The sequence below is a fragment of the Streptomyces sp. BF23-19 genome (assembly GCF_041106355.1).
Taxonomy (GTDB): domain Bacteria; phylum Actinomycetota; class Actinomycetes; order Streptomycetales; family Streptomycetaceae; genus Streptomyces; species Streptomyces virginiae_A.
On the sequence record NZ_JBGBPT010000109.1, the window covers coordinates 1 to 26,733 of the forward strand.

The following is a 26,733-nucleotide window of genomic DNA, read 5'->3' on the forward strand; positions in this document are numbered from 1 at the left end:
GGCGGCGGATGCGGTGGATGCGCTCGTCGGCCGGGGTGGCGGCGGGCCCGGCCCCCCGGGCGGCGGCCCGTTCGGTGTGCGCCGGCCTGCGGCTGCCGACCGGGGTGACCGGGGTCCGCTCGGAGCGGATCACGTGCGGCCGGCCGGCCGGGTGCACGGCGGGCCGGGTGGTGGGGGAGTGCGGGGCGGTCGCGGTGGCCGTGGTGCTCGCCGGGGCCGTGGCGGTCGCCGCGGCGACGGTGTCCCTGACGGGCTGCGGGACCGGCTCCTCGACGACACCGCCGACGGCACCGCCCGCGACCTCGGTGGCGGGCCGCAACTGCCACTTGCCGCCCGCCGAGAGCAGCGGGGTGAGCACGGAGACGACCGGTGCGGGCATCCGTCCGGTCTCGGCGCGGCGGCGCAGCAGCTCGCGCACGTCGAAGACGTAGGTCTCGGTCCGGGCGATGAGCGGCTCGAACCAGGGGAGGGCCAGCAGGATCAGCAGCCCCGCGGACCATCCGAGCAGGACGTCGCTGACCCAGTGGGTGCCCAGGTACACGGTGGTGGCGCCGACGCTCAGCGAGACGACCGCGGACACCACGGACAACACCCGACGGGTGACCCCGGTGGACGCCAGGTAGGCCAGGATTCCCCAGGTCACCACGGCGTTGGCGGTGTGACCGGAAGGGAATATATCGCCACCGGCGAAGAGTTCGGCGGATCCGATCTCCGTGGCGTAGTGCGGGCCGAGCCGGCCGAGGCCGAGCTTGACGGACCCGACGGTGATGTTGAGCAGCAGCAGCGCCACGCCGAGGGTGATCAGCGGGCGGAGGGTGTGCTGCCGCCAGGAGCGCCAGCCGAGCCAGGCGGCGACCATGACCGCGGTGGGTCCGCGCTGGCCGAGCACGACCAGGTAGTCGAGGAAGGCGTGCAGCTGCGGCCACTGCTCGTAGGGCCGGAAGAACATGATCTGCCAGTCCAGGCGGACCAGCCAGGAAGTGGTCAGTACGGCGACCACGATCGCGAGATAGAAGGCGAGGGTCGATCCCAGGAGTACGACGCGGTGCCGGCTCATCTGCGGGGTTTGCAGATGAGCCGGTCGCTCTGGTTCCCGGTCCAGCCGGGCGAACACCCGCTCCAGACGGGTCAGGATTTGGTCGGTACGCACTCAATCGACGTTACCGCCCGGCGATGGTCGGCCCGGGCGAATCACGGGCTTTGTGATGACCATGTGATGTGGAGTTGGTCTCAGGTGGGACTTAATTCCCGCTATTTCGACAGCGGTTGGCAGCCTCTTGATCCACTGCTCCGGCAATTGTTTCGGTCACTTATCCGGACTTTATTGCCGTGGAGGCCATTTCTTTTGCTGAAAGATGGACCGGAATGATCCGTTCCGTGACGTGGGGGCTCTATGGAGGACCCGAGCCGTTCAGCCAGAACGCCCCGTAGACCGCGGAGGCGAGGGCCAGCGCACCCACCACCGAGGCCGCCCGCCCGGTCCGCCACCGCGCCAGCGCCACCGCCGGCGGCAGCAGCAGCGGGAAGGCGGGCAGCAGCAGCCGGGGCTTGGAACCGAAGTACCCGGACGCGCACAGCGCCAGCGCCACGACGATCCCGCAGTACACGAGCAGCGGCACCGGCTGCCGCTGCCGCACGCACTTCCCGTACAGCCAGAGCACCAGCACGACCCCCGCGATCAGCCCCACCCCGGCGAGAAACGCGGACGAGGCCAGCTTCGCCCCGACGAAGCGCGCGAACGCCCAGCCGCCGTCGAAGCCGTTGCCCCAGCCGCCCTGCACGTCCAGGTAGCCCAGCAGACCGCCGCCGGTGCGCGCACCGACCCACAGCACGTACGCCGCCGCGCCCGCCGGAGCCAGCAGCACCCCCGCGACCGTCCGCCAGGACCGCTCCCCGCGCCGCCAGGCCAGTACGGCAGCCACCCACACCGCCGCGACGACCGCCGCGCCGACCGGGCGGGTCAGCCCGGCACCGGCCGCGAGCAGCCCCGCCGTCAGCCACCGCCCGCGCAGGGCCGCGTGGATCGACCAGGCGGCCAGGGCGGTGAACAGCGACTCGCTGTACGCCATGGACTGCACGATCCCGACCGGAAGCGCTGCCCAGAGCGCGACCGCGAACACGCCGGCCCGGCGGCCGTGGACCAACTCCGCCACGGCGAAGATCCCCCAGGCCGCGGCGAACCCCGCGACCGCCGACACCACCAGACCCGCGGAGCCGTACGAGAGCCCGGTCGGCGCCGACACCAACCGCTCCAGCCACGGCAGCAGCGGGAAGAACGCCAGGTTCGAGTGGACGTCCCCGTTCGGGAGCAGCACCTCGTACCCGTACCCCTCCGCGGCGATACGGGCGTACCAGAGCGAGTCCCAGCGGGCCGACAGCAGCGTGTGCGGGCTGCTGCCGACCACCGCGCCCCACACCGCGAGCACGGTCAGCCCGAGCAGCCGGACCGCCGCGAAGGCGGCCAGCGCGGGCGCGGCCCGGCGAAATCCAAGATCTTCCACAGGCTTGATTATCGGTGGCGCCGACCTCGGGCCCCTCAGGGGCCGGAGGGGGGTCGACGAGCGGGGCCACGCAGAAACCACGGGACGTGAGCGCGCGTGTACACGGGGGAAGGGTGAGGGCGAGGGGAGTGGCGTACGCCACACCGGGGTCGCCGCCGGGATGAGAGCTTGACCACGTAACGGGCAGACGAACTCGCGTACGCTGACCGTTCACTCGCGTGTCGATGCCGGACCCCGTTGGACGCCGCACAGCGCACCACCCCCCGTGGCTCCACAAGACGCTGGTCCGCCGAGCGCGAGGGATCACCTGGGAGGTACATGCATGTCGGGGACGAACGCGGCCGGGGTCCGGACCCCTTCCCCCTGGCAGCGGCTCCACGCGGCTTCCGGTGGGACCAACCGCTGGGTCGTCCTGGCGGTGCTCTGCGTCAGCCTGGTCCTCGTCGCGCTCGACGCGACGATCCTGCACGTCGCCGTCCCCTCCGTCACCGAGGACCTGCGCCCCGGATCGATGGAGCTGCTGTGGATCGTCGACGCCTACCCGCTGGTCTGCGCCTCGCTCCTCATCCTCTTCGGCACCCTCGGCGACCGGGTCGGCCGCCGTCGCATCCTCCTCCTCGGTTACGGGCTCTTCGGCGTGGCCTCCGCGATAGCCGCCCTCGCCGACAACGCCCAGGTCCTCATCGCCGCGCGCGCCCTGCTCGGCATCGGCGGCGCGATGATCATGCCCGCCACCCTGTCGATCCTGCGGCAGGTCTTCCCCGATCGGCGCGAGCGCGCGCTCGCCATCGGCATCTGGACCGCCGTCGCCGCCATCGGCGCGGCCAGCGGCCCGGTGCTCGGCGGCTTCCTCGTCCAGCACTTCTGGTGGGGCTCGGTCTTCCTCATCAACATCCCGCTGATGGCGCTGATCCTGCCGCTCGGCCGCTGGCTGCTGCCGGAATCGCGCGGCTCCGCCGACGGGCCGTGGGACGTGCTCGGCGCGCTGATGGCCGCGGCGGGGGTGCTCGGCGCGGTGCTCGGGATCAAGCGGCTGGGCGCCGAACGCCGGCTGCTCGACGCGGAGGCGCTGGTCCCGCTGCTGATCGGCGTGGTGCTGCTCGTGCTGTTCGTACGGCGGCAGAGGCGGCGCGAGCACCCGCTGATCGACATGCGGATGTTCTCGCGGGCCGCCTTCTCCACGTCGGTCGCGTGCATCGTCCTCGCCATGCTGGCCCTGGTCGGCCTGGAGCTGATCGCCGTCCAGTACCTGCAGCTCGTGCTGCACCTCAGCCCGCTGGAGACCGGTCTGCGGCTGCTGCCGCTGACCTTCGCCGCCATGGCCGCGGGCGCGACCGGGTCGTACACCCTGGGCCGGGTCGGGCCGCGCACGATGGTGTCGCTGGGCTTCGTCCTGACCGCCGTCGCCGTGCTGCTGCTGACGTTCATGGGTCAGCAGGACCGGCCGCTGCTGCTGACGATCGGCTTCATCCTGCTCGGCTTCGGGCTGCAGACCACGCTGTTCGCCGCGTACGAGTCGATGCTGAGCGAGGCCCCGGCGGCCACCGCCGGCGGCGCGGCCTCGATCGGCGAGACCTCGTACCAGCTGGGCGCGGGCATGGGCATCGCGCTGCTGGGCAGCGTGATGAACGCGGCGTACCGGCCGGGGCTCGTGGGCGTACCGGGGGTGACGGCGGCGGATTCGGCGGGCGCGGCGAATTCTCTGGGCGAGGCCTACCAGATCGCCGCGCACCTCGGGGGGCCGGCGGGGGCGTCGCTGTACGCGGCGGCGCGGCAGTCGTTCGTGCACGGTCTGCACGTGACGTTGCTGGTGAGTGCGGCGTTGTTGGTGGCGGGGGCGGTGATGGCGCTGAAGTTGCCGCGGGCGATGGAGTGCGGGGCGGCGGCGCCGGGCGAGGACGGGGAGTCGGCCGTCGTGCGGTTGCCCGCGCAGACCAAGAGCGAGGCGCGGCCGACCCCGGTCGAGCAGGCGGGCTGACGCCGTCCGGTGCCGCCGGGTGCGGCGCCGTTGCCGGGGGCGCTGCCCCCGGACCCCCGCGCCTCACGCGCGGGCGGGGCTGAAAGATCGCCTCGAGCGCCGGCGGGGCCGGGTGGTGCGGCGGGGCCGGGTCGGTGGGGGCTGGATTTGCCCGGCCGGGGCGAATAGCTTCGGGCGAGCGCAAAACTCGCGCTGCCAGGTTCTGTCTTCAGGCCGCCGGGAGGCCCAGTGTCCGCGTTCCTGCCCCATGATCCGCTCGGGCTCGACGAGCTCCTCGGACCCGAGGACCTCGCCGTCCGGGACACCGTGCGTGCCTGGGCCGCCGACCGGGTGCTGCCGAACATCGCGCAGTGGTACGAGAGCGGCGAGCTGCCCGGGATCCGCGAGCTGGCCCGGGAGCTCGGCGGCATCGGGGCGCTCGGGATGTCCCTCCAGGGCTACGGGTGCGCCGGTGCCAGCGCCGTGCAGTACGGGCTCGCCTGCCTGGAGCTGGAGGCCGCCGATTCCGGGATCCGCTCGCTGGTGTCGGTGCAGGGCTCGCTGGCCATGTACGCGATCTGGAAGTACGGCTCCGAGGAGCAGAAGCAGCGCTGGCTGCGCGGCATGGCCGCCGGCGAGCTGATCGGCTGCTTCGGCCTGACCGAGCCCGACGTGGGCTCGGACCCCGCGGCGATGCGGACCTACGCCAAGCGCGACGGCACCGACTGGGTGCTGAACGGCCGCAAGATGTGGATCACCAACGGCTCCGTGGCGGCGGTCGCCGTGGTGTGGGCGCAGACCGACGAGGGGATCCGCGGTTTCGCGGTGCCCACCGACACCCCCGGGTTCTCCGCGCCGGAGATCAAGCACAAGTGGTCGCTGCGGGCCAGCGTGACGAGCGAGCTGGTGATGGACGACGTACGGCTGCCCGCCGACGCGGTGCTGCCGCTGGTCACCGGGCTCAAGGGGCCGCTGGGCTGCCTCAGCCACGCGCGGTACGGGATCATCTGGGGATCCATGGGCGCTGCGCGGGCCAGTTTCGAGTCCGCGCTCGACTACGCGAGGACGCGGGAGCAGTTCGGCAAGCCGATCGGCGGTTTCCAGCTCACCCAGGCCAAGCTGGCGGACATGGCCCTGGAGCTCCACAAGGGGATCCTGCTCGCCCACCACCTGGGCCGACGGATGGACGCGGGCACCCTGCGGCCGGAGCAGATCAGCTTCGGCAAGCTCAACAACGTCCGCGAGGCCATCGAGATCTGCCGCACCGCGCGGACCATCCTCGGCGCCAACGGGATCTCCCTCGAATACCCCGTCATGCGGCACGCCACCAACCTCGAATCGGTCCTCACCTACGAGGGCACGGTCGAGATGCACCAGCTGGTGCTGGGCAAGGCGCTCACCGGCCTGGACGCTTTCCGGTGAGAGCCCCGCTCAGCTCTGGTTGAAGAAGTCGCGTGAGCGGCCGCCCGCTTCGCCACTGACGATCTGGGTGTCGGCCGGGGTCAGGAGGAAGACCCTGGTCGCCACCCGCTCGATCGAACCGCGCAGCCCGAAGGTCAGTCCGGCCGCGAAGTCGACGACGCGCTTCGCGTCACCCGGGTCCATCGACGACAGGTTGACGATCACCGGAACCCCGTCGCGGAACAGCTCGCCGATGCCCCGCGCGTCACGGAAACCGTCCGGGGTGACCGTCGCGATGCGACGGCCGTGCTCCACGGCCGACTCGGAGGCCACCCGGACCCGGGGGTCGGTGACCCACTGGTCGCCGGGGCCGGCCACCGAACCCTGGGGGGCCTCCGCGTAGTCGTCGTCGTAGTAGCGCTCGTCGTCGCTGTCCTCCACGAGACCCAGCCAGGCACTCGCCTTGCGCACCGAACCCATGGACTGCCTCCTTTCACCGCGGTCAGTCTGTCTTCTCTCCGCTGCCCCTATGCTCGTCCATGATGCTGACAACGCGCCAAGTGGATAGTCGCCGCGCAGGGGTTTCGTGACGGTACTGGTGCAGAACATCCGTTGCACGGTCAAGGATCCTGGTGGCTACCGCTGCTGACTGAGTGAAAATACGACCGCCACCGCCGTACGGGTGGGCGATGCGGACGTTCGGGTGAAAGGCGCGGGTCGGTACGATGCCCGGCAAGCACGCGTAGGACACACGGGGGAAGCAGCTTGTTCGGCATAGTGAGACCTTGCACGCACCGGTTGGGAGAGCGGTTCAAGGCGGAGTGGATGGCCCATCTGTGCGGGCTGTGCCTGGCACTTCGGGGAGATCACGGACAGTTCGCCCGGATCGTGACGAACTATGACGGGCTGCTCGTCTCCGTTCTGACGGAGGCTCAGTCGGGCACCGCGCCCGAGGCCCGGCGCACCGCGGGCCCGTGCCCGCTGCGGGGTATGCGCACCGCCTCCGTGGCCCAGGGCGAGGGCGCGCGGCTCGCCGCCGCCGTCTCGCTCGTGCTGGCCTCCGCGAAGGTACGCGACCACGTGGCAGACCGGGACGGGCTGTTGGCCCGCGCCCCCATGGCCCTGGCCGCGCGCAAGGTGGCCCGCCGCTGGGACCGGGCCGGAGCCCGCACCGGGGCCTCGCTCGGCTTCGACACCTCCGTGCTCGTCGACGCCGTGGACCGGCAGGCGGGCATCGAGACCCTCGCGGGCCTCGGCACCTCCGTGCTCGTGGTGACCGAGCCGACGGAGACCGCGACGGCCGCCGCCTTCGCGCATACCGCGCAGCTGGCCGGACGGCCAGGCAACGCCCCCGCGCTGGCCGAGGCCGGCCGGTACTTCGGCCGCCTCGCGCACCTGCTGGACGCGGTGGAGGACCAGGGAGCCGACGCCGTCGCGGGCGCCTGGAACCCGCTCACCGCCACCGGGACCTCGCTCACCGAGGCCCGCAGGCTCTGCGACGACGCCCTGCACGGCATCAGGCTGGCCCTGCGCGAGGTCGAATTCACGGACTCGGGACTCGCCCACCGCCTGCTCGTCCACGAGCTGCGCACCTCGGTGGACCGGGCCTTCGGCACCAGCAGCTGCGGCCACACCGCCACGGCCTCCACCGGGCAGGGCGGCAACCCGTACGCGGGCGGGCCCACGGCGGAGGCCCCGTACGGAGCGAACCCGTACGGAGCGAACCCGTACGGAGCGAACCCGTACGGCGGCAACCCCTACGCCCCGAACGCCCCTCAGGTCCCCGGCGGCCCGGGCATGCCGCCGCCCATGGGGCCCGGCGGTGGTGGCGGTGGTGGCGGACTGCCCCCGCAGCGGCCGCGCCGCGGGCTGCTCGCGGGCTGCGCGGTGGCCATCGGGCTGTTCTGCACCTGCCAGATGTGCTGCACGGAGTACGAGGGTCCGTGGTCGCGGGAGCGGCGCGAGCCGCTGTGCGACGGCGAGGACTGCTGCGACGGCTGCGACTGCTGCAGCAACTGCGGATGCGACGACTGCTGCTGCTGTCCCTGCGACGGCTGCTGAGGCTCTTTCGGATTTCACAGGTCCGGACGGCGTACGCGGGGATTCCCGTCCGGACCCGTGTGGAAGGGTTGAGCGGGATGAGCGACGACGCAGACGACCCGCACGCCGCGTGGCGGGAATGGCACGAGCGCAGGGCGGCGGCCGTGTCCGCGCCCTACGGCCCCCTCGCGCTGACCGGAACCTTCTGGCTCGCCGACTTCCCGGAAGGTCGAATTCCGGCCGTTCCGGGGCACTGGCGCGCCACAGAGGCCGGTGCGGCGCTGACCGCCACCCCCGAGGACTCCTGCCGGCTCGACGGCGAGCCGTTCACGGGCGAGGTGCTCCTCGACGCCGACGAGGGTTCTCCCGCGCACGCCCGGCTCTCCGCCGGGGAACTCCGGATCGTCGTGATCCGGCGCGAGGGGGAGTGGGGCGTACGCGTCTACGACCCCGACTCCGAGGCCCGCCGGGCCCACACAGGCGTCGAAGCCACCCCCTACGACCCCGCCTTCGTCCTGCCGGGCCGGTTCCGTCCGTACGCCGAGGACCGGAGCGTCCAGGTGGCGAACGCCGACGGACGGGCGCGCGGGCTCGACCTCGGCGGGGAGCTGGTCTTCCCCTTCCGAGGCGCCGAGCACACCCTCCAGGTCGCCGTCGACCCGGACGACGGCAGCCTCTGGGCCGTCTTCGGCGATGCCACCGGAGGGCACTCCAGCTACCGCTTCCGTTTCCTGAAGCCCGGCATACCCGACGCGCGAGGCGCGATCACGGTCGATCTCAATCGTTCCCTGCTGCCTCCCTGCGCCTTCGCGGACCACTTCATCTGCCCTTTCCCGCCGCCCGGGAACACGCTGCCCTTCGAGGTCGCGGCGGGCGAGCGGAGGCTGAAAGCCGCTCTTGCGACCGGTATCTGACGACAGGACACTCCCGACAGCGCTTGTCAGGGGCACGGCCAAAGTTCATGCGCCCGCCGTGCCCCCGGCTGCGCCTCACGGGCTCTGGCACCCCCACAACCGCCGGGCCCCCGACCCTCTCCAGGAGGACGAGAAGTGAGGATCAAGCGCATGACCCGTACCAGGCTGCTCGCGGCGGCCACCGGCCTGGCCGCCGCCGCAGCGCTCGCCGTCCCCACGGCCGCGAGCGCGGACTCCAGCCGGGACGGCAAGGACACGGCATTCAGCGCCGACCGACTCGCCTCGGCCGGCGCATCCGTCCTGCGCGCCGACGTGGCGGGCACCGCCTGGCACACCGACCCCGCCACCGGAACCCTCGTGGTCTCCGCCGACTCCACGGTCTCCGACGCCGGAATCGCGAGAATCAAGCGCGAGGCCGGAGCCGACGTCGGAGCGCTGCGCATCGAACGCATCCCCGGCAAGCTCACCAAGCTGGTGTCCGGCGGCGACGCCATCTACGCCACCAGCTGGCGCTGTTCGCTCGGCTTCAACGTGCGCAGCGGCAGCACCTACTACGCCCTGACCGCCGGGCACTGCACCGACGGCGCGGGCACCTGGTGGAGCAACTCCGCCCGCACCACCGTCGTGGGTTCCACCGTCGGCTCCAGCTTCCCGACCAACGACTACGGCCTCATCAAGTACGCGAGCAACTCGCCGGTGCCCCCCGGGACCGTCGGCAGCCAGGACATCACCAGCGCCGTGAACGCCACGGTCAACATGTCGGTGACCAGGCGCGGGTCCACCACCGGAATCCACAGCGGCCGGGTCACCGGCCTCAACGCCACCGTCAACTACGGCGGCGGCGACATCGTCTACGGCATGATCCGCACCAACGTGTGCGCCGAACCCGGCGACAGCGGCGGACCGCTCTACTCGGGCACCCGCGCCGTCGGCCTCACCTCCGGCGGCAGCGGCAACTGCTCCTCGGGCGGCACCACCTTCTTCCAGCCCGTGGTCGAAGCCCTCAACGCCTACGGTGTCAGCGTCTACTGACGGTGGCTCACGTGCCCCCGCCGCACCCCTGGACGTCCTCCCGCCTTCTGGGAGGATGTTCCGGGCGGCCATGTCCACGGGGGAGGCTGGTTACTGCATGAAACGAATCGGCGTGACCGGGCACCGAGCCATTCCGGACTCGGTGCTCGGCCATGTGGAGAGCGCCCTGCGGGCCGTGCTGGGTGGCCACCAAGGACCGCTGGAGGCCTTCTCCAGCCTCGCCGAGGGAGCGGACCAGCTGTTCGCCACCATCGCCCTCGAACACGGCGCCGACCTCACCGTGGTGATCCCCAGCGGGGACTACGAGGACGCCTTCGAGGACCCCGAGGCCCTCGCCCGCTACCAGAGCCTCAAGAACCGGGCCACCCAGGAGGTCCGGATGGACTTCGCCCGCTCCACGGACGAGGCCTACTACGCCGCCGGCACCTACATCGCCGACTCCTGCGACCGGCTCGTCGCTGTCTGGGACGGGCAGCCCGCCCGCGGGCACGGCGGCACCGCCGAGATCGTCGCCTACGCGCGGACACTCGGCAAACCGGTCACCGTCATCTGGCGCGAGGGCGTGACCCGCGACTGAGCCACGCCCCCACCGTCAACTGCTGTGCCGGACCAGCCAGTCCGTGTGCTGCGGAGACACGTACCGCTCGGTCTCGTACACCGACGACGGCCACTGCGACTCGGTGATGGTCGTCTGCATCACGATCATCATCGCCGCCAGATCCTGCTCGATCAGGGTGTGCGCCTCGATCAGCGGATGATGGCGGCGCACCTCGTTCCAGGCGATCCCGGCCGCCGCCGCCGCGCTCAACAGCGCGGTCAGCCTCGGCCCCGGACCCGAACCGAACGACCCCAGCAGCGCGAACAGCAGCGCCAGACAGGTCAGCAGCACGATCGTCCACGACCACAGGTTCGTCGCCCGCCGGGACACCTCCGTCCGCCGCCGGTACCAGTTGCGCTGCTCGATCAGCCGGTCCCGGACGTACGTCTCGCGCCGCGCCTGGTAGTCCATCCCGCGCAGCCGCTCCATCGCGCCGGTGATCTCCCCGCCCTCCGGCACCGCCCCGGCGGCCCGCGGGTCGTCCCAGCCCATCTTCCGCAGCTCGGCCAGACCCGCCTCCAGCCGGGTCCGGTACGTCGCCTCGGGCGCGGCGACCTCACTGCCGAACGGCGCCCCGTGCACCGCGTAGCGCCAGGCCAGGGACTTGATGAACTCCGCCGCACTCCGGTTGAGCTGCCACTGCGGGCGGGCCCGGCGCCGGGTCGCCCGCATGCCCACGCCCAGCACCCCCACGTACGAGAGCACGCTCAGCAGCCCGAAGAAGTACATCGAGCCCAGCTTCGGCCCGGCGGGCAGAGCGGCCGCCGCCGCGGCCAGGACCAGCAGCAGCAACTGGGCCCGGGTGGCCTGCGTGGACTCCCGCTGCCGGGAGATCGCCGCCTGGTCGGTGTGGTGGAAGAGGGCCGGCAGGTCCTCGTTTCGAAAGGTCATGCTGTCGGTCACAGCGCCCCCCTGCTGTCGGGTGGCGGGCGGCGGGACCTCCGCGGTCGCGGAGCCCCCGCCGCCCTCCGTCGGATCAGACGGCGAGAGGCTCCAGGTCGCGATGGACCCGCCGCTCGTCGCGCGCGTACCGGGTCAGACTGTGGTCCTCGCCGAGCAGCCGGGTCAGCTCGGACACCGCCTCCGCCCGCAGTCGGGCCGCCTCCTCCTTGCGGCCCATCGAGTCCAGACTGACCGCCATGTTGGAGCTGCTCGCCAGGGTCTCGGGATGATGCGCCCCGAGCGCCTCGCGCAGCCGCATCACCGCGAGCCGCTCCAGCTCCAGAGCGCCTTCCGGATCACCCAGGTCCGCCCGGGTGTTGGCCAGGTTGAGGTGGGCGAACACCGTGTGCGGGTGGTTGTCGCCGAGCACGTCCCGCATCCCCCGTATCGTCTGGCGCAGCATCGTCTCCGCCGTCTCGGCCGCGCCCGTGCCCCAGTGGAAGACCGCCAGGTTGTTCACGGCCGCCAAGGTGTACGGGTGCCGCTCGCCCGGCACCTTCATGTACTCGTCCACCACCTCCTGCGCCAGGTCCCGCGCCCCGCCCGGGTCCCCGGTCGCGAACAGGTCCGAGGCCAGGTTGAGCTCGCAGGACAACAGGTCCGGGTTGACGGAGGTGTACTTGGCCCGGTAGCGGGCCCGGGTGGCCGTCGTCAGCCGCAGGGCGTCCTCCAGCTGGCCGGCCCGGCGCAACGACACCGCCAGGTTCTTCGCCGCCGACAGGGTGCCGGGGAACGCCCGCCCCAGCGTCCGCTTGTAGGTCTCGTACGTCCGGCTGAGCAACTGCACCGAGTCCTCGTACCGGCCCACCTCACGCAGGTCGCGGGCCAGGTTCTGCGCGGAGGACAGTGTGTACGGGTGCTCCGGCCCGAGCACCTCCGTACGCAGGTCGTGCACCTCCTGGTCGATCTCCCGGGCCCTCGTGTACTGACCCACGAGCCGCAGGTTCAACGCCAGGTTGTTCGCGGCGGCCAGCGTGCGCGGGTGCGCCTCGTGGAAGATCTGGCTGAAGCCCTCGTGCGCCTCGGTCGCCAGCTCCATCGCCTGGCCGTAATGACCCAGCGCGCCCAGCGTGTTCGCCAGACCGCTCATGGTCATGTACGTGTGCGGGTGCGAGGGACCGAGCACCGCCTTCTGCCGCTCCAGCGTGACCTCGTCCAGCTCCTTCGCCTCCACGAACCGGCCCTGCGAACGCAGGATGTTCGACAGGTGGAACCGCAGGTACAGGTACTGCAGGTCGTTGTTGCCCAGCATCTCCTTCCACGCCTCGCGCAGTTCCTCGCCGAGCGCGTACGCGGCCTTGAAATCGCCGCGCTTCCACAGGTACCGCACCCGGTCGATCAACAGCCTGCGCGTCTCCGGCTCCTTGCAGTACCGGGCCTCCGACGGGGTCAGGTGCGACCAGATCGTGTTGAACCGTGGCCACGTCTCCGGGTTGTCGATCGGCTCGTCGTCGTCCGGCCGGGCCCCGGCCAGGATCCGGTGGACCGCGTGCCGGGCCTCGCGCTGCTCCTCCTCGCTCAGCTGCGCCCGGATCACCGCCTGCACCAGCCGGTGCACCTGGATGCTGTTGCTGACCTGGTCGACCTTGGCCAGCGCGAACCGGCCGATCTCCCGGATCACCCGCCCCAGCACCAACTTCTCCTGCAGCGAGGAGTCGTACGGCTTGAGCGCGTCGATCATCTCCTTGCTGTAGAGCAGGTTCGCGGAGATCGGCTCGGGCGCGAGGAAGGCACACAGCTGGAGCAGCCGCACGGCCGCCGGGGACCGCGACTGCAGCCGCTCGATGGAGATGTTCCAGGTGGCGGCCACCGGCTCCGGGTAACCGGGCGGCTGGTTCAGGGCCAGCACGCGGGCCGCCTGCTGCGCCAGCTGCTCGAGGTACGCGGACACCGGCGTGGCCGTCTCCGCGATCCAGGCACCCGCCTGCTCGACGGCCAGCGGCAGGTCGCCCACCGCCACCGCCACCTGCTCGGCGTCGTCCTTGCCGAGCCCGGGCGCCCGGCGCTGGAGGTGCTCGATGGACTCCTCCCGCAGGAACACGTCCACCGGCAGCGCGTCACCGTACTGCGACCAGGACTGGTTGCGGGAGGTCACCAGGACATGGCCCGGCCCGCCCGGCGGGAAGAACCGCTTGAGCGTCTCGGGATCGTCCGCGTTGTCGAAGACCAGCAACCAGCGGGACGAGGGGACCCCGCGCCGCAGCAGGTCGATCGCCTCCTGCGAGGCGGCCGCCATGTCCTCACCGGTCTGCGCGCCCAGCCGTACCGCCAGCTCCGCGAGGGCCGCGACCACGTCGTCGGTCTGCTCCGAGGAGATCCACCACACCAGGTCGTAGTCGGCCATGAACCGGTGCACGTACTCCAACGCCACCTGGGTCTTGCCCACACCACCGAGCCCGAACAGGGTCTGCGGCTGCGGCAGCACCACGGCCATGCCCCCGCCGAGCTGGTCCCGCATCCGCTCCAGCACGATGCTGCGCCCGGTGAACCCGGGGTTGCGGGGCGGCGCGTTCCAGATCTTCGGGACGGTCCCCGGGAACCGGGGGCCGGGCTGCGAGGCGCTGTTGACGCTGTCGGGCAGGGCCATGGGCCGCTCCACCGCACGCAGCAGGGCGGTGGTGGCGTGCACCTCGTCGAGCCGGAAGAGGTCCACCGGGTTGCGGTCGATGTACGGCGTGGACAGCCGTACGTCGCCCACCCTCAGCGGCACCAGCTGGCGCCGGCCCCCGGTCGGGTCCTCGGCGGCCGCGCGCTCCCACACGTCCACGGCCCGGGCCGACTTGAGGTAGGCCGTGGAGAGCAGCACCACGGTCCGGGCGGCCGTGTCGATGCTGATGCCCGTCCCCCCGCCCAGGGTGTCCCCGGGTCCGGTGTGCGCGGGCCGCTCGGCCGAGACGTCCTTCGGCACGACCCGGAAACCGGCCCGGGTGAGCACCGACTCGATCCAGTCGGCCCACATCCGGTTCTCGGCGACGTAGGACAGGAACAGGTCGGCGGGCAGGGCCGGGCGGCGCCGGGTGAAGGCGTCCCGGATGCGCAGCCGGACCTCCTCACCGATGACCGGCATGGAGGTGATGTGGCCCTCGGTGACCACGGCGGTGAGCCGTTCGAAGGCGGAGAGCAGGGAGTTGGTGAGCCCGGCCTCGTCGCCGAAGGTGGCCAGGGTCTCCTCGTAGGCGTAGTAGGGGCGGTACGGGATCTCCACAGCGCCCCAGTAGGAGGTGAGCTCGTCCCCGACCAGGCCGTTCGGGAAGCGGTCGAACTTGATCCGGGCCAGGGCCCGGCCGGCGTCGGCCTTCTCCTTCTCGCCCTCGTCGATGCGCATCGGGACCGGGTAGATCTTGATGCCGCGGTCGTTGAACCGCTCGTCGATCTGGCGGGCGACCGAGGCCGCGCCGTCGATGGACTGGTCGGACAGGGTGAAGCAGTCGACGAGGATGTCCGGGAGGTGGACCGTGCAGATGTCCGCGATGTCCGACAGGCCGGTGCGGCTGTCGATCAGGACGTAGTCGTAGTTCCGCTTCATGTCGGCGCGTAAGGCGTCGAAGAAGAGCCCGCCGCCGAGCCGGTCGTAGAAGTTGTCCCAGTCGAAGGTGGAGACGGTCGCCGAGTACTCGCGGTTCTGCCGGCCCGCCGAGACGAAGTCGAGGGTGCCGCCGTCCGGGAACTCCCAGCCGTGGGTCTCCGGGGTGAGCGAGACGGCGTGCGGCTGTATCCGCGCGTAGTCCTTGTGCCAGTCGTCGGGCCGCTGCACCGGGCTGGTCGCCGCCCAGGCGTACTCGCTGATCAGATCGATCACCCCGGTGGTGGCCCCCAGCGTCGAGGGGTCCAGGAAGGGGTGGAAGAAGCGGTGCAGGCCCGGCGCCTCCAGGTCCCAGTCCACGGCGAGGACGCGCTTGCCGTTGGCCGCCAGGATCCAGGCGGTGTTGGCCAGCGCCATGGTGCGGCCCGTGCCGCCCTTGTACGAGTAGAAGGTGACGATGCGTCCGTCACGGCTGTCGCTGTCGCTGTCACTGCTCGCTGTCATCCGCGTCCCCCCGGTCGGTGTCGTTGTCGTCGTTGTCGTGGAGGCCGGCGCCCGCCGGCCCTGCCCGGTGCCGGTCGGAGTCGGGTGGGAAGGGGGCACGGGGCGCCATCGGCCCGGGCGGCCCGTTCATCCCCATCGGCCCCAGCAACCGGGGCCGTTCGATGGAGGTGTCGCCCTTCGGCGGATACGGCTGCGCGTGTCTGAGGAACTGCTGGGCGGCGGCCTCGACCACCTGCGGCAGGATCTGCCCGAGGGTCTCCACGTTCGCCACGCCGTTCGCGGCGGCCCGGCAGGCAGCCCGGCCCTGACTCATCGTCTTGGGCATGGTGTTCTCCAGCCGGTCGGCCAGCTCGTTCTCCTTCGACCGGCTCTGATGGTCGTACCGGTTCCACGGCACGACCACGTTGACCCACGGCCTGGGCTCCCGGTCGAAGGCGGCCAGGCGCCGGCGCCGCTGCTCGTCCTCCACCGCCCACCGGTCGACGATCAGGATCTCAGGCCGGGTCGGCAGCTGCTTGCTGTCGAGGTGCCCGGCCTCGTCGTCGAAGGAGGACATGGTGGTCTGGTAGTTGAGGTTCTTGACCAGGTCCTCGGCGACGTAGGCGATGGGCCGCTGGGCGACCGGGTGGTACGGGTTCCACTCCAGCGCGGTGTCCCCGTAGTACTCGGGGGTGCGGCCCTCGGGCAGATCGTGCCGGGAGGCGGCGGCCACGGTCACGTGCAGGGTGCGGGCGGGGCTGCCGCTGGAGCCGAAGGCGCTCGGTACGTTGCGGTAGTCCAGCGGGCGGATGGGGTCCAGGTGGGCGGTCTCGGCGACCTGGACGATGCGCCGGGCGAGTTCGTACACGGCGTGTTCGTACTGCTCGGCGTAACCGCGCAGTTTGATCAGCCCGTACAGGCCGTCGGTGACGTAGCGCTCGCCGAAGGTGTTGTGGTTGAACTGCAACCGCTCGGCGGGTCCCGGGAGTTGCTCCGGCGGCACCGGCACCCATAACGCGGGCACGATGGCCTCGGCCTGTTTGTTGCTGACCGCGCCGTGCTGGACGGCGCGCTGCGCGAAGGCGAACCACTCCTTCCCGCACATCTCGCTCGCGAAGTACCGCGGCGAGAACAGGGGAACGAAGACGCGGCAGTTGGCGAGTGCCCGGGCGAGCCGTTCGGACCAGCCCTCGCCGCTGCGTATCTCCCGGTCCATGAACCCGACGTCGTACCCGGCGCGCAGGTCCGTCAGCGCCATGACATGCCCGCAGAGATCACGGAAAAGGCGCTCGACCCACATGTCCGGGTCGGGGCCCCCGGCCCCGAACCTCGGTGTATGTGCGTAACTGAGAAAAAAGTACGGCTCCCCTGATGCGGGCACACGACCCCCGTCCCGAAGATGCGAAGCGAAGAAACATCATTCCGGAGCTGCTTCGCCACATCCCCTCATCGTTCAGTCAATCAGCGTCTGTTTTCGGTCATCCAGTCAAGGGCGTGATCGACGGCCTCCGGGAGGGAGAAGAGCATGGTCGACGCGCCTCCCACCCGCCCCCTGCGCACCCGTGAATCCGGGAACGCGTCACCGATCACCGCGAAATCGCTGTCATCCAGCGCGACGTCCTCGTATGCGGTCCACTCCCCCTCCTGCCGGTGCCTTTGCGGCCCCGGAAGGTTCACCTTCACCACACACTCGTACATGCGCAAGGGGGGCTTCGGAATTCGGTACTCCGCGAGATGGAAAGCGGTACAGACCGAAAACCCCACATTGATCATGAGTACCTGCCCGCCCTCCCAGCACAGCTTTCCCAGGGGTGTCTCTTCCCCCAGATGGCTTTCGGGACGATGACCTGCGCACAGCCGCTCCGCGTCCGCCCCGAGGGCCGCGAAGGAGGTCTGCGGATGGGCGCTGCGCGCGGCGCCCGGCGCGGTGCGGACGGCCTCGGCGAGGGACCCCATGCCCTGGCTCGGGGTGCTCGCCGGGTCGAAGGCGGCCATCCGCTCGCGGAAGGCCCGCACCCCGGCCTCGTCCAGACCGCGGATCCGCTCCAGGTGGGCGGTGGAGGTCTTGGAGTTCTCCGGGGTGAACGCCGGGACCACCAGGGTGCCGCGCGGCCCGAGGACGCCCGTCAGGGCGTCGCGGAGCACTTCCGCGCGCAGGCCCGTCCCGCCGAGGGAGGAGTGCACCAGGAGCCGCATGCCGGGGCGGACCCCGGCCAGCCGTAACTGCACCGCGAGCCGGAGCCTGCCGGGGGTGGGAGAGGGCTCCGAGGACGGCGCCGGGGAGGGCGCCGGGGAGGGCGCCGGGGAGGGCGCGGTCACGCGTCGACCGTCTTCAGTTCGTAGCGCAGCTCCGCGACCAGGCTCTTTCCGGTGACGGTCAGCTCGGCCGCCTCCGAGAGCCGGTCCAACGCACGGTGGATCCGCTCCGCGCCGCCCGGCTCGGACGTCGCCGTGGCCCGCCGGTACGCCTCCACCGCCACCCGCTCGTGCACGTCGGCCAGCAGCCGGGACACCGGGACCGGCCGCTCCCGCCACGGCGAGGGGTGCTGCCACTCCCCGTCCAGCGCGTACAGGTCGGCCACCTCGGTCAGCGCCCGCAGCCGGGTCCGCCGCCGCCCGGTCAGCAGTGCCAGCGCGGTCTCCCGCACCCCCGCCGCGTAGGGAACCCCGAGCGCCCCCGGCCCGTGCCGCCCGGCCTCACCCCAGCCGCCCGACCGCGGGCCGCCCGCGAGCGGGGTCAGCGTGGTCAGCCCGGTGGCCGCCGCCCGGGCGAACTCCGGCACCGCCTTGTGCAGCAGCGCCCACGCCCGGTCCAGCCTGCCCCGCCACTCCTCGGCCTCCCCGGCGCCGAGGCGCAGCCTGGGCGGGCGGGGGAAGCAGTTGCGGTACGGGTCGAGGTCCTCCAGGGCCACCGGCGCCGCGTCCGGCCCGGGAGACCAGGTACGTACGGGCTGCCAGCGGGCGTCCCCCGCCGTGGGCCCGAAGCGGTGCTCGGCGCGACCGTCCCGTACGGCGTACCCCTCGTCGGTGACGTGCAGCGCGGCCCGGCCCTCCGTGCCGGGCTCCCCGAGCCGCAGCAGGCCCAGCGTCGGCAGGTACACCTCGCCGTCCCGGTAGGCCACCTCGGCCGGCAGGTCCAGCCCGCCGCGGAGCACGGCCGCGGCCGCCAGGGCGGTGAGCCTGCGCGTCGCCTCCTGGGCGTCCTGCCTGCCGTCGCGGGCGGCGTCCAGGGCCGCCAGGACCCAGGTCCGGGTGAAGGGGTGGTCCAGTACGGCGTCCAGCGCGTCCGTGCCCGCCTCCCCGGCCCGTTCCACGGCGGCCAGCAGCTCCCAGGCGTGCGCCCAGCCGGGGTCGGCGGCGAGGTCCGCGTGCAGCCGGGCCAGCAGGATCCGGGTCAGCTCCTCCTGGGAGCGGGCGAGTTCGGCGGGGTCGGACAGCTGCGGCGCCGTCTCCCGGGGCGCGGTGCGGCCCTCGACCCCGTCCACGAGTTCGCGCAGGTCGCTGCAGTAGACGGAGGGGTTGTCGAAGCCGTTCCGGTCGCGGTAGCGGTGGGTGTAGAGCCCGCCCCCGCACGAACGTACGACGGGGCAGCGGCGGCACGAGTCGCTGACGCCCGCGAGGCCCTGCTGCCGGGCGCGGACCCCGGGATGGGCCGCGACCTGGTCAAACGCGTGGTCGAAGACATTGAAGCCGGTGGCGGCGGCCCCCTCGAAGGCGCTCTTGAGGGAGTCGACCTGTTCCAGGGTCCCGTCGGTCTCGACGACGACGAGGTCGGTGGGGGCGAGACCGAGCGACTCGGTGAGGCTGGGGCCGCCGCGCAGGGTGGAGAGCAGGGACTCGAAGAGCCGTACGGGCACCGGGCGTCCCCGTCGGTCCCAGTGGTCGAAGATCCGCAGCAGCCAGCGCGCGTACGCGTCGGGGGCGCCGTCGGGGCGGGCCGGAGGTGTTTCCCAGGTGGCGTGGGGGAGGAGGAAGTCCACGCGCGGGGGCTCCAGTTCGACCAGCGCGTCCAGTACGGCGACGGGGTCGTTGGCCACGTCCACGGTGCAGAGCAGACCCTGGTAGAGGTGGCGGTACGGCTCGGAGCGGAGCAGTGCGACGGCGGCCAGGACCAGCGGGTGGCTCGTACGGCCGTCGGCGAAGCGACGGTGTCGGTCGTTGGCGGCGCGGTCCCCGTCGAGGGAGATGCCGACCCGGACGCCGTACTCGTCGAAGAGGTCGAGGTAACGGGTGCTGAGCTGGAGCCCGTTGGTGTGGATCCGCAGGTCGAGGTCGGCGATGCCGTGGAGAGCCCGGGTGAACTCCTCGCACACGAGGCGGAGCCGGGCGGTGCCCGCCAACAGGGGTTCCCCTCCATGGAGAATCACCGTGACGGAGGGGAGTGCATGGTCACGGGCATGTTCGGCAAGCCTGGACGCGGTATGCGAAATAACCTCGGGGGAGATCACTTTCGGCCGGGCTCGCCAGCTCTGATCTGCGTGTTCGTAGACATAGCAATGATCACAAGCAAGATCGCATCTGCTGTGAACTTTCAGGACGATCTCGCGAAATGCGATCAGGCCGGTCATTCCACCAGTCTAGAGCGCGGAGTTCGGTCAGAGCGCGGAGTTGAAGATCGGTGCCTGAACCGGACGAGCGGATTCGGCCGGCAGGACACGACCGAGCGTCGTCGCCGCGGCCGCGGTGTGGACGTCGATCTTGCCGAGCGGGACCCGGTGGGCCTTGACCGAGCTGGTCGCGGGGGATGCTGAAGTGTTCACGGCACCGTCCTTGGGGAAGCCATGTGGAATGGACATGTGAATGACAACGGCTACACGCTGCTGTCAAGCAGGGACTTTACTAGGACAGTCCCCCTTGGCAACACGAGACATGACGCCTGGTCAAGACTTCCATGCAGTGCGCGGCGGATTTCTCAAGAGGGCGGATTCGGCCGTTTGCCGCAAAGAAAGATCCTTTTCATCGCCGGGGGTCCGGGCAGTGGCCTCGGCCGGTCCGGACCTATGTCGACCGCACCCCGCTGACCTGGTGCGATGCGAGCGCGTGTCCCGCCGGCCGAAAGTCCGGCCCGGCCGAGGTGGAACCGCCCCCGCCGAACAGCAGGAAGAGTGCGGTGATGACCGCGGCGGCGGCGGCGATCGCGCCGACGATGTCCCCCTTGGAGGCGGCTCCGGCGGCCGCCTTGGTGTGCTTGTAGACGGCGTAGCCGACAAGGAGCCCGACGGCGAGGATGAGCAGGCCGACGTCGTCGATGTGCAGGGTCATGGGACAGCCTCCACGGCTCGTGGGGCCCACCCGTCGGGTGGCGGCGGGCCCGGAGGCGTGGACTTTACAAGGACGTGCGCCGTTCTCAACGCCGAAGTGATTGCTTTCGAGTTGGGATCGCCGAGGGCGGGCGGAGGGGTCGAAGGATGGGGTCACACAAGGGGTGTGGGGGTCAACGAGCCCTAGGCGGGCTGCTGTTCGGTGAGGTCCGGTGCCGGCAGGTCGCGCAGCAGCCAGTTCAGTACGTCGGGCAGCGCGCGCAGGGCGGCGAAATGCGCGGCGGCGGGAACGATGTTGGTCGTGGCCCCGGGGATGCGGCGGGCCAGCCAACGGGAATGGCCCACGGGGGAGAACACGTCGAGCTCGCCGTGCCAGATCATCACCGGGCAGCGGATGTCGGCCGGGTCGAAGCCCCAGGGGCGGCTGAAGGCGAGCACGTCGTCGATCCATCCGTACGCCGAATGGCGCAGCCCCTCGCGGTAGTTCCGCAGGAGCATCGACCGTAGGCCGGCGTCCGAGACGATCATGCGGTCGTTGTCGGTCAGCTCCCGGCGCAGTTCGTCCAACAGTCGGCCGGGGTCCTTGCGGATGCCGGCGGCGCGCGGGATCAGCCGGGCCGCCAGTTCCTCGGGGTCGTCGGTGGCGGTGGTGTACTCCCGCACGTTCGACGCGGCCATCCCGGCGAACCAGTCCAGGTCCTCCGCGTCCCGGGGGGCGAGGCCGACCATCGTCGCGGTCCGGGTGACCCGGTCCGGGAGGAGGGCGGCGCAGGCGAGTGCGCCGGCGGCGCCGCCGGAGCGGCCGGCGACCGCGAAGGTGTCCAGGCCGAGGGCGTCGGCGATGGCGGCCACGTCCTGGGCCACGTCGGCGACGGTGCGGCCCACGTGGCGGTCGGAGCCGCCGTAGCCGGGTCTGTCGTAGGCGATGAGCTGCATCCGGCGCTGGTAGAGGACCATGCCCCGGGGGGCCGGGCCGAGGCGGCTGCCGGGCATGCCGTGCAGCAGAAAGACGGGTTTACCGTCGGGGTCGCCCCAGCGCTCCACGGTCAGAGCGCGCCCGTCCGCTGTGCGCACCTGATTGCGCACGCGCTCCCTCCTTCACGGTCGATGTGAGTCGTCACCGCGATTGTGCGCGCTGGGGGAGGAGCGCGGTAGGGCGCACTTCCGGCGGAATTATTGTGAATGCCTTCACGAGCCCGAGAGAGCCTTTGTTCCTCTTGCATATGCCCTGGTCAAGGGGGCGCGTCAGGGGGCGAACGGGCGTGAACGGGCGTGAACGGATGCCCGGATGCCGGGAAAGGCCTTTTGGTGCGACGGCTTCCGCTTTCGGATGTCGAATTGGGTCGTCGGGTCGTCGGGTCGTCGGGTCGACCGGGTGGGCCGAGTCTCCGGGCCGGGAAATGGGGGAGTTTCCCGACCCGTCGGCGCGAGAAGTGCCGGCCGGCCCCTCGTCTCAGGTGCGGGGGACGAGCAGGGCCGCCGCCGAGCGGGCCTGCTCCAGGGCCCGGGCGCGGTCCGCGCCCCGCTGGCCCAGGACCACGCGGGTGCTCAGGCCGTCCAACAGGGCGAGCAGCTCCGAGGCGCGCGCGGGCACGTCCAGGGGTGCGAAGCGGCCCTGGTCCACGCCCTTGGTCAGGAGCGCCTCCAGATCCTGCTGCCAGCTGTCGTCGATCTCCTCCTGGGCGGCCTTCAGTGGCTGGTTGGAGGCGGTACGGGCCCACAGCTCGATCCACAGCGTCCAGCGCGGGTCGCGGGGGCCCTCGGGGAGGTAGAGCTCCAGGAACTGGTCCAGCTTGCGCGTCGCCGTCACCCTGCGGCCCAGCAGCGCCCGGCGCTCCCCGGTGAGCTGCTCCTCGCTCCAGCGCAGGGCCTCCAGCAGGAGCCGGTCCTTGCTGCCGAAGTAGTACAGGATGTGGCCGCCGCTGGTGCCGAGCCGCTCGGCCAGCGCCGACATGGTGAGCGCGGCCAGTCCGTCTTCGGCGATGGCCGCCATGGCCTCTTCCAGCATCCGCTCCTGGGCGATCTGCCCGTCGCGCCGCCGTGCTGCTCCCGCCACCGCTCCCGCCCTCCGGATCTTCGTGGATCGACCTTATCCCGGACAGGGTCTTGACGGGGCCGAGGTCCACCCCTCATCTTGAATGCCATTCAAGAAGTTAGAACGCCATTCAAGATCGCTCAAGGTCAGGGGTCCTCATGGGACAGCAGGAGACAATCGACGTCGACGAGGTGTTCCGGGTCGAGACCCACGGGATCGATCCCATTCCCGACGCCGAACGCCACGGCAGCGCCAAGGACCTCTTCTGGCTCTGGTTCGGCTCCAACCTCACCTTCACCTACGTGATCAACGGCGCCCTCGCCGTCGCCTTCGGGCTCTCCTTCTGGCAGGCCACCGCCGTGGTCGTGATCGGCGGACTCTCCTTCTTCGCCATCAGCGCCGCCGGACTCAGCGGCATCCGCACCGGCACCGCCACCCTGGTCATCTCCCGCGCCACCTTCGGGGTGCGCGGCAACTTCCCGGCCGGCGTCCTCAACTGGGTGGTGAGCATCGGCTACACCATCGTCAACACCGTGGTCGGCACCCTCGCCCTGGAAGTCTTCTTCGCCGAGATCGGCTGGCAGAGCGGCACCGCCGGCCGCGCCGTCGCCCTCCTCGTCACCCTCGCGCTGACCTTCGCCGTCGCCATGTGGGGACACGCCACCGTGCAGTTCGCCGAACGCTGGATGGCCTACGTCCTCGCCGCCGGCTTCGGAGTCCTGCTCCTCTTCGTCATCCCCGGCACCGACACCGCCGCCCCGGCCGGCGCCGCCCCCGGGCTCTCCGGCTGGAGCCTCGCCTTCGTGGTCATGCTCGCCGGCCCCTTCTCGTACCTGCCGATGCCCGCCGACTACACCCGCTACCTGCCCCGGACCACCTCGCTGAAGTCCATCACCTGGATGGGCGCCCTCGGCGGCTTCCTCTCCTCGGTCGCCCTCGGCGTCGCGGGCGTCGCCGCCGCCACCCGGACCGACATGACCGACGCGGTCGCCGGAGCCGAGAGCCTGCTGCCCGGCTGGTTCCAGCCGCTGTTCCTGGCCCTCGTACTCGGCGGCTCGGTCACCAACTCGATCATCACGCTCTACTCCTCCAGCCTGAACCTCCAGGTCCTCGGCATCCCCTGGAGCCGCGCCCGCGCCATCGTCATCAGCGCCGCCGTCACCGCCCTCGGCTCGCTCGCCGCGCTCTTCCTCACCGACTTCACCACCTCCCTCCTCTCCTTCCTCTCCCTGCTGATCATCGTGTTCGCCCCCTGGGGCGGAGTCTTCCTCGCCGACATGCTGCTGCGCCGCTGCCACTACGACGCCGACGCACTGCACGCCGGGAGCGCCGGCGCCTACTGGTACCGCTCCGGCTACCACCCCGCCGGCATCGCCGCCCTGCTCACCGGAATGACCTTCGCGGCCCTGACCTGCGACTCCGAGCTGTGGACCGGGCCCCTGGTCGCCCCGCTCGGCGGCGCCGACCTCACCCTGCTCGGCTCGGTCGTCTCCGGACTCACCTACTGGGCCCTCACCCGCCGCCGGGTCGCGGCGTACGCCCCGGCCGCCTGAACGACACCGCACACGCAATGGAGCACCCCCGCATGGCACGCCACCCCTTCCCCGCCGACCTGCTGCTCACCGGAGCCCGGATCCACACCGTCGACCCCGACCTGCCCGAGGCCGAAGCCCTCGCCGTCCACGACGGGCGGATCGTCTGGGTCGGCCCGGACGCCGAGGCCGCCGCCTGGGCCGGCCCCGACACCCAGCGGATCGACGCGGGCGGCAAGCTCGTCCTGCCCGGCTTCATCGACGCCCACAACCACGTCCGGCTCGGCTCCGACGCGGACTGCGTCCAGCTCGCCGGGGTGCGCACCCTCGCGGGCATCCACGAGCGGATCCTGGCCTGGCGGGAGGCCAACCCGGACGCCGACTGGATCGAGGCCGAGGCCTTCGACTACTCCGCCATCCCCGGCGGGCGGATGCCGTGCGCCGCCGACCTGGACCCCGTCACCGGCGACACCCCGGCGATCGTGCTCTCGTACGACGTGCACACGGCCTGGCTGAACACGGCGGCCATGCGGCGCCTCGGGGTCTCGCGGGACCGCACCGACCTCCCCTTCGGCACGGCGGCGGTGGACCCCGAGACCGGCGAACCCACCGGATTCGTCCAGGACTTCGCCATCAAGGGACTCTCCCGCGCCGGCCACCGGGCCCTGCGCGAGCTGGGCGTGCCGTGGGCCTCGCCGGACCGGCAGTACGGGCGACTCGCCAAGAGCCTCGACGACGCCATCGGCTTCGGCATCACCACGGTGGTCGAGCCGCAGAACTCCCTCGACGACCTCGAACTCTTCGAACGGGCCCGTTCCGAGGGCCGGTTGCGCTCCCGGATCGTCGCGGCGCTGTTCCACCCGCGCGGCACCGGCGACGCCGAACTCGACGAATTCGCCGACGCGGCCCGGCGGTTCGCCGGGGACCGGCTGCGGGTCGGCCCGCTCAAGCTGTACATCGACGACGTGGTGGAACCGCGCACGGCCGCACTGCTGGAGCCGTACACCGGCTGCGGCGCGCACCGGGGCGAGACCTTCTACCCGGCGGAGGAGTTCGCGGACCTGCTGGCGAAGCTGGACGCGCGCGGCTTCCAGTGCTTCGTCCACGCGACCGGCGACCGGGGCATCCGGACCGTCCTGGACGCGGTGGAGCACGCGCGGACCCTGAACGGCCCGCGCGACGCCCGCCACCAGGTGGTCCACGTGGAATGCCTCGACCCGGCGGACGTACCGCGCTTCGCGGCGCTCGGCGTGATCGCGTGCATGCAGCCGAGGCACTGCGCGCCGGAGATCGCGGGCCCCGGCCAGGACTGGGCGGAGAACGTGGGCGAGGACCGCTGGCACAAGGCCTGGCCGATGCGGAGCCTGCACGAGGCGGGGGCGGTGCTGGCGTTCTCCAGCGACTGGAACGTGGCGGAGATGGACCCGATGGTCGGCATCTACACGGCGGTGACGCGCCGCCCGCTGTCCGGCGACGGCCCGGCCTGGCAGCCGGCCGAGACGGTGGACGTGGAGACGGCCGTGTACGGCTACACGATGGGCTCGGCCCACGCCAACTTCCTGGAGCGGGAGCGCGGTTCCCTCACCGTGGGCAAGGCCGCGGACTTCGTGATCCTGTCCCGGGACATCCTCACCGTCCCGGCGGACGAGATCCCGGGCACGGTCGCCGAGACGGTCGTGGTGGCGGGCGAGGTGGTGCACCGGGTGGCTTGATCCCCTGCCCTCTTCCCGCTGAACACCCTTTAGTGTGAGGCCACTTGGGGCAGCAGCCCTGAGGGGGGTGGGGGAGATGGACGTACTCGTCGAAATGGTGGCCCTGGCGCTCGTCGCGCTGGCGGCAGGCACCCTGACGCGCAGGACGGTCGCCCGCCGGGCGGAGGCCCGGACGGCGGCCGCCACGGGCGGGGCCGCCGTCGCCGTCCCCTGCCAGGCGCGCCGGCGGCAGGGGGTCCGGCGGCGGTTCTTCGGCTACGGCAAGCTGCGGACCGGCGCGGACGGTACGGGCGCGGTCTTCGCGGCCCCCCTGCGCCGGGCGGTCGCGCTGCCCATGGGCGGGAGGGTGGTCGCTCGGGGGAGCCGGCGCCCGGGTATGCAGGTGCTGGAGTACCGGGCTCCGGACGGGCAGCGGATCGACTTCCTGGTCTACGACGCCGAAGCGGCCCGCACGGCCCGCCTGCTGGGCGTCCCGGACCCGGCGGACCTCGGCTAGCGCTCGGGCCGGTACCGGAGCGGCTCGTCCAGGGGCCCTCGCGGCAGCGACCTCCGTCCGGCCGAACTCCTTGACCAGCGTGATGGTCTGCGGGTCGGGCTGCCGGGCCCCTGCGGGGTGCTCGGTGGTGTGCGGTACGGCTCGGGCTGCGCCCGGGGCGGCGCCTCAATCGCCGGCGGGGCTGGGTGGTGTGGGTGGTGCGGGGCCCCGCACGAGGGTCTCCTCGGCTCGGCGCGTGCGGGCACGTCCCGGCAAGGCGGCCCTGGTCGCGCCTCGTCCTGCGGGGACCCTCCTGCGTGTCCCCGC

Annotated in this window: 21 protein-coding genes; 9 read left to right on the plus strand and 12 right to left on the minus strand. The window is 71.9% G+C overall.

Annotated features, from left to right (window positions below):
- Both AB8A24_RS38470 and AB8A24_RS38475 read right to left on the minus strand, forming a co-directional pair.
- The coding region (locus AB8A24_RS38470; protein ID WP_369478822.1) for a phosphatase PAP2 family protein at positions 1-1,150 on the minus strand (1,150 nt) is incomplete at its 3' end.
- A 241-nt stretch (positions 1,151-1,391) separates the two neighbouring features.
- Positions 1,392-2,501: a hypothetical protein gene (locus tag AB8A24_RS38475; RefSeq protein WP_369478823.1), complete on the minus strand. Its 1,110-nt coding sequence runs from the start codon at positions 2,499-2,501 to the stop codon at positions 1,392-1,394.
- A 322-nt stretch (positions 2,502-2,823) separates the two neighbouring features.
- On the opposite strand from AB8A24_RS38475, the gene AB8A24_RS38480 reads away from it, so the two are divergent.
- Both AB8A24_RS38480 and AB8A24_RS38485 read left to right on the plus strand, forming a co-directional pair.
- Entirely contained in the window at positions 2,824-4,479 is a 1,656-nt protein-coding gene (locus AB8A24_RS38480) for an MFS transporter (protein WP_328963905.1), read from the plus strand.
- 228 nt (positions 4,480-4,707) lie between these two features.
- Positions 4,708-5,880 carry an acyl-CoA dehydrogenase family protein gene (locus AB8A24_RS38485; RefSeq protein WP_328963906.1) on the plus strand — a complete coding sequence of 391 codons (1,173 nt, stop codon included), beginning with the start codon at positions 4,708-4,710 and terminating at the stop codon, positions 5,878-5,880.
- A 9-nt stretch (positions 5,881-5,889) separates the two neighbouring features.
- On the opposite strand, the gene AB8A24_RS38490 is transcribed toward AB8A24_RS38485, so the two are convergent.
- Entirely contained in the window at positions 5,890-6,339 is a 450-nt protein-coding gene (locus tag AB8A24_RS38490; RefSeq protein ID WP_266389844.1) for a cell division protein SepF, read from the minus strand.
- Positions 6,340-6,624: 285 nt separating this feature from the next.
- On the opposite strand from AB8A24_RS38490, the gene AB8A24_RS38495 reads away from it, so the two are divergent.
- The 4 genes from AB8A24_RS38495 to AB8A24_RS38510 all read left to right on the plus strand — a co-directional run bounded on the left by AB8A24_RS38495 (position 6,625) and on the right by AB8A24_RS38510 (position 10,422).
- A complete protein-coding gene (locus AB8A24_RS38495) occupies positions 6,625-7,920 on the plus strand; it encodes a DUF5685 family protein (RefSeq protein ID WP_369478824.1) in 1,296 nt (431 codons plus the stop codon).
- Positions 7,921-7,997: 77 nt separating this feature from the next.
- Entirely contained in the window at positions 7,998-8,813 is an 816-nt protein-coding gene (locus tag AB8A24_RS38500; protein ID WP_369478825.1) for a DUF1684 domain-containing protein, read from the plus strand.
- A 150-nt stretch (positions 8,814-8,963) separates the two neighbouring features.
- Entirely contained in the window at positions 8,964-9,845 is an 882-nt protein-coding gene (locus AB8A24_RS38505; RefSeq protein ID WP_328963909.1) for a S1 family peptidase, read from the plus strand.
- Between the two features lie 97 nt (positions 9,846-9,942).
- Positions 9,943-10,422 (plus strand): hypothetical protein, encoded by a 480-nt coding sequence (locus tag AB8A24_RS38510; protein WP_369478826.1) that lies wholly within the window; start codon positions 9,943-9,945, stop codon positions 10,420-10,422.
- Between the two features lie 15 nt (positions 10,423-10,437).
- On the opposite strand, the gene AB8A24_RS38515 is transcribed toward AB8A24_RS38510, so the two are convergent.
- The 9 genes from AB8A24_RS38515 to AB8A24_RS38555 form a co-directional block, all read right to left on the minus strand.
- Positions 10,438-11,334 (minus strand): DUF4231 domain-containing protein, encoded by an 897-nt coding sequence (locus AB8A24_RS38515; RefSeq protein ID WP_369478827.1) that lies wholly within the window; start codon positions 11,332-11,334, stop codon positions 10,438-10,440.
- Between the two features lie 85 nt (positions 11,335-11,419).
- Positions 11,420-15,412, minus strand: a complete 3,993-nt coding sequence (gene fxsT / locus AB8A24_RS38520) for an FxSxx-COOH system tetratricopeptide repeat protein (RefSeq protein ID WP_328963912.1) — start codon at positions 15,410-15,412, stop codon at positions 11,420-11,422.
- Entirely contained in the window at positions 15,396-16,772 is a 1,377-nt protein-coding gene (locus AB8A24_RS38525) for a TIR-like protein FxsC (RefSeq protein WP_266389825.1), read from the minus strand. Before AB8A24_RS38525 ends, fxsT begins: the two co-directional genes overlap by 17 nt.
- 80 nt (positions 16,773-16,852) lie before the next feature.
- A complete protein-coding gene (locus AB8A24_RS38530) occupies positions 16,853-17,587 on the minus strand; it encodes an AAC(3) family N-acetyltransferase (protein ID WP_266392698.1) in 735 nt (244 codons plus the stop codon).
- A gap of 119 nt (positions 17,588-17,706) precedes the next feature.
- Entirely contained in the window at positions 17,707-19,959 is a 2,253-nt protein-coding gene (gene fxsB, locus AB8A24_RS38535; RefSeq protein WP_328963914.1) for a radical SAM/SPASM protein FxsB, inactivated metallohydrolase extension form, read from the minus strand.
- A 27-nt stretch (positions 19,960-19,986) separates the two neighbouring features.
- Entirely contained in the window at positions 19,987-20,151 is a 165-nt protein-coding gene (gene fxsA, locus AB8A24_RS38540) for an FxSxx-COOH cyclophane-containing RiPP peptide (protein WP_063734217.1), read from the minus strand.
- A 238-nt stretch (positions 20,152-20,389) separates the two neighbouring features.
- Entirely contained in the window at positions 20,390-20,653 is a 264-nt protein-coding gene (locus AB8A24_RS38545) for a hypothetical protein (RefSeq protein ID WP_328963915.1), read from the minus strand.
- Between the two features lie 182 nt (positions 20,654-20,835).
- Positions 20,836-21,738 carry an alpha/beta hydrolase gene (locus AB8A24_RS38550; RefSeq protein ID WP_328963916.1) on the minus strand — a complete coding sequence of 301 codons (903 nt, stop codon included), beginning with the start codon at positions 21,736-21,738 and terminating at the stop codon, positions 20,836-20,838.
- Positions 21,739-22,105: 367 nt separating this feature from the next.
- Complete coding sequence (locus tag AB8A24_RS38555; protein ID WP_266389812.1) at positions 22,106-22,708, minus strand: TetR/AcrR family transcriptional regulator; 603 nt, start codon at positions 22,706-22,708, stop codon at positions 22,106-22,108.
- A 137-nt stretch (positions 22,709-22,845) separates the two neighbouring features.
- On the opposite strand from AB8A24_RS38555, the gene AB8A24_RS38560 reads away from it, so the two are divergent.
- From AB8A24_RS38560 to AB8A24_RS38570, 3 genes are all read left to right on the plus strand, one after another.
- Positions 22,846-24,240, plus strand: coding sequence for a cytosine permease (locus AB8A24_RS38560; RefSeq protein ID WP_369478828.1), 1,395 nt, complete (start codon positions 22,846-22,848; stop codon positions 24,238-24,240).
- A 32-nt stretch (positions 24,241-24,272) separates the two neighbouring features.
- Positions 24,273-25,931: an amidohydrolase gene (locus AB8A24_RS38565; RefSeq protein WP_369478829.1), complete on the plus strand. Its 1,659-nt coding sequence runs from the start codon at positions 24,273-24,275 to the stop codon at positions 25,929-25,931.
- 76 nt (positions 25,932-26,007) lie between these two features.
- Entirely contained in the window at positions 26,008-26,427 is a 420-nt protein-coding gene (locus AB8A24_RS38570) for a hypothetical protein (protein WP_369478830.1), read from the plus strand.
- The last annotated feature ends 306 nt before the right edge of the window (positions 26,428-26,733 follow it).

Bases quoted from the DNA above. Each gene is read 5' to 3' on its own strand.
- fxsT (WP_328963912.1), bottom strand. From the start codon at position 15,412: ATGACAGCGAGCAGTGACAGCGACAGCGACAGCCGTGACGGACGCATC.
- AB8A24_RS38545 (WP_328963915.1), bottom strand. From the start codon at position 20,653: ATGACCCTGCACATCGACGACGTCGGCCTGCTCATCCTCGCCGTCGGG.
- AB8A24_RS38480 (WP_328963905.1), top strand. From the start codon at position 2,824: ATGTCGGGGACGAACGCGGCCGGGGTCCGGACCCCTTCCCCCTGGCAG.
- AB8A24_RS38500 (WP_369478825.1), top strand. From the start codon at position 7,998: ATGAGCGACGACGCAGACGACCCGCACGCCGCGTGGCGGGAATGGCAC.
- fxsB (WP_328963914.1), bottom strand. From the start codon at position 19,959: ATGACCGGCCTGATCGCATTTCGCGAGATCGTCCTGAAAGTTCACAGC.
- AB8A24_RS38510 (WP_369478826.1), top strand. From the start codon at position 9,943: ATGAAACGAATCGGCGTGACCGGGCACCGAGCCATTCCGGACTCGGTG.
- AB8A24_RS38515 (WP_369478827.1), bottom strand. From the start codon at position 11,334: ATGACCTTTCGAAACGAGGACCTGCCGGCCCTCTTCCACCACACCGAC.
- AB8A24_RS38490 (WP_266389844.1), bottom strand. From the start codon at position 6,339: ATGGGTTCGGTGCGCAAGGCGAGTGCCTGGCTGGGTCTCGTGGAGGAC.
- AB8A24_RS38570 (WP_369478830.1), top strand. From the start codon at position 26,008: ATGGACGTACTCGTCGAAATGGTGGCCCTGGCGCTCGTCGCGCTGGCG.
- AB8A24_RS38565 (WP_369478829.1), top strand. From the start codon at position 24,273: ATGGCACGCCACCCCTTCCCCGCCGACCTGCTGCTCACCGGAGCCCGG.
- AB8A24_RS38560 (WP_369478828.1), top strand. From the start codon at position 22,846: ATGGGACAGCAGGAGACAATCGACGTCGACGAGGTGTTCCGGGTCGAG.
- AB8A24_RS38530 (WP_266392698.1), bottom strand. From the start codon at position 17,587: ATGCGGCTCCTGGTGCACTCCTCCCTCGGCGGGACGGGCCTGCGCGCG.
- AB8A24_RS38505 (WP_328963909.1), top strand. From the start codon at position 8,964: ATGACCCGTACCAGGCTGCTCGCGGCGGCCACCGGCCTGGCCGCCGCC.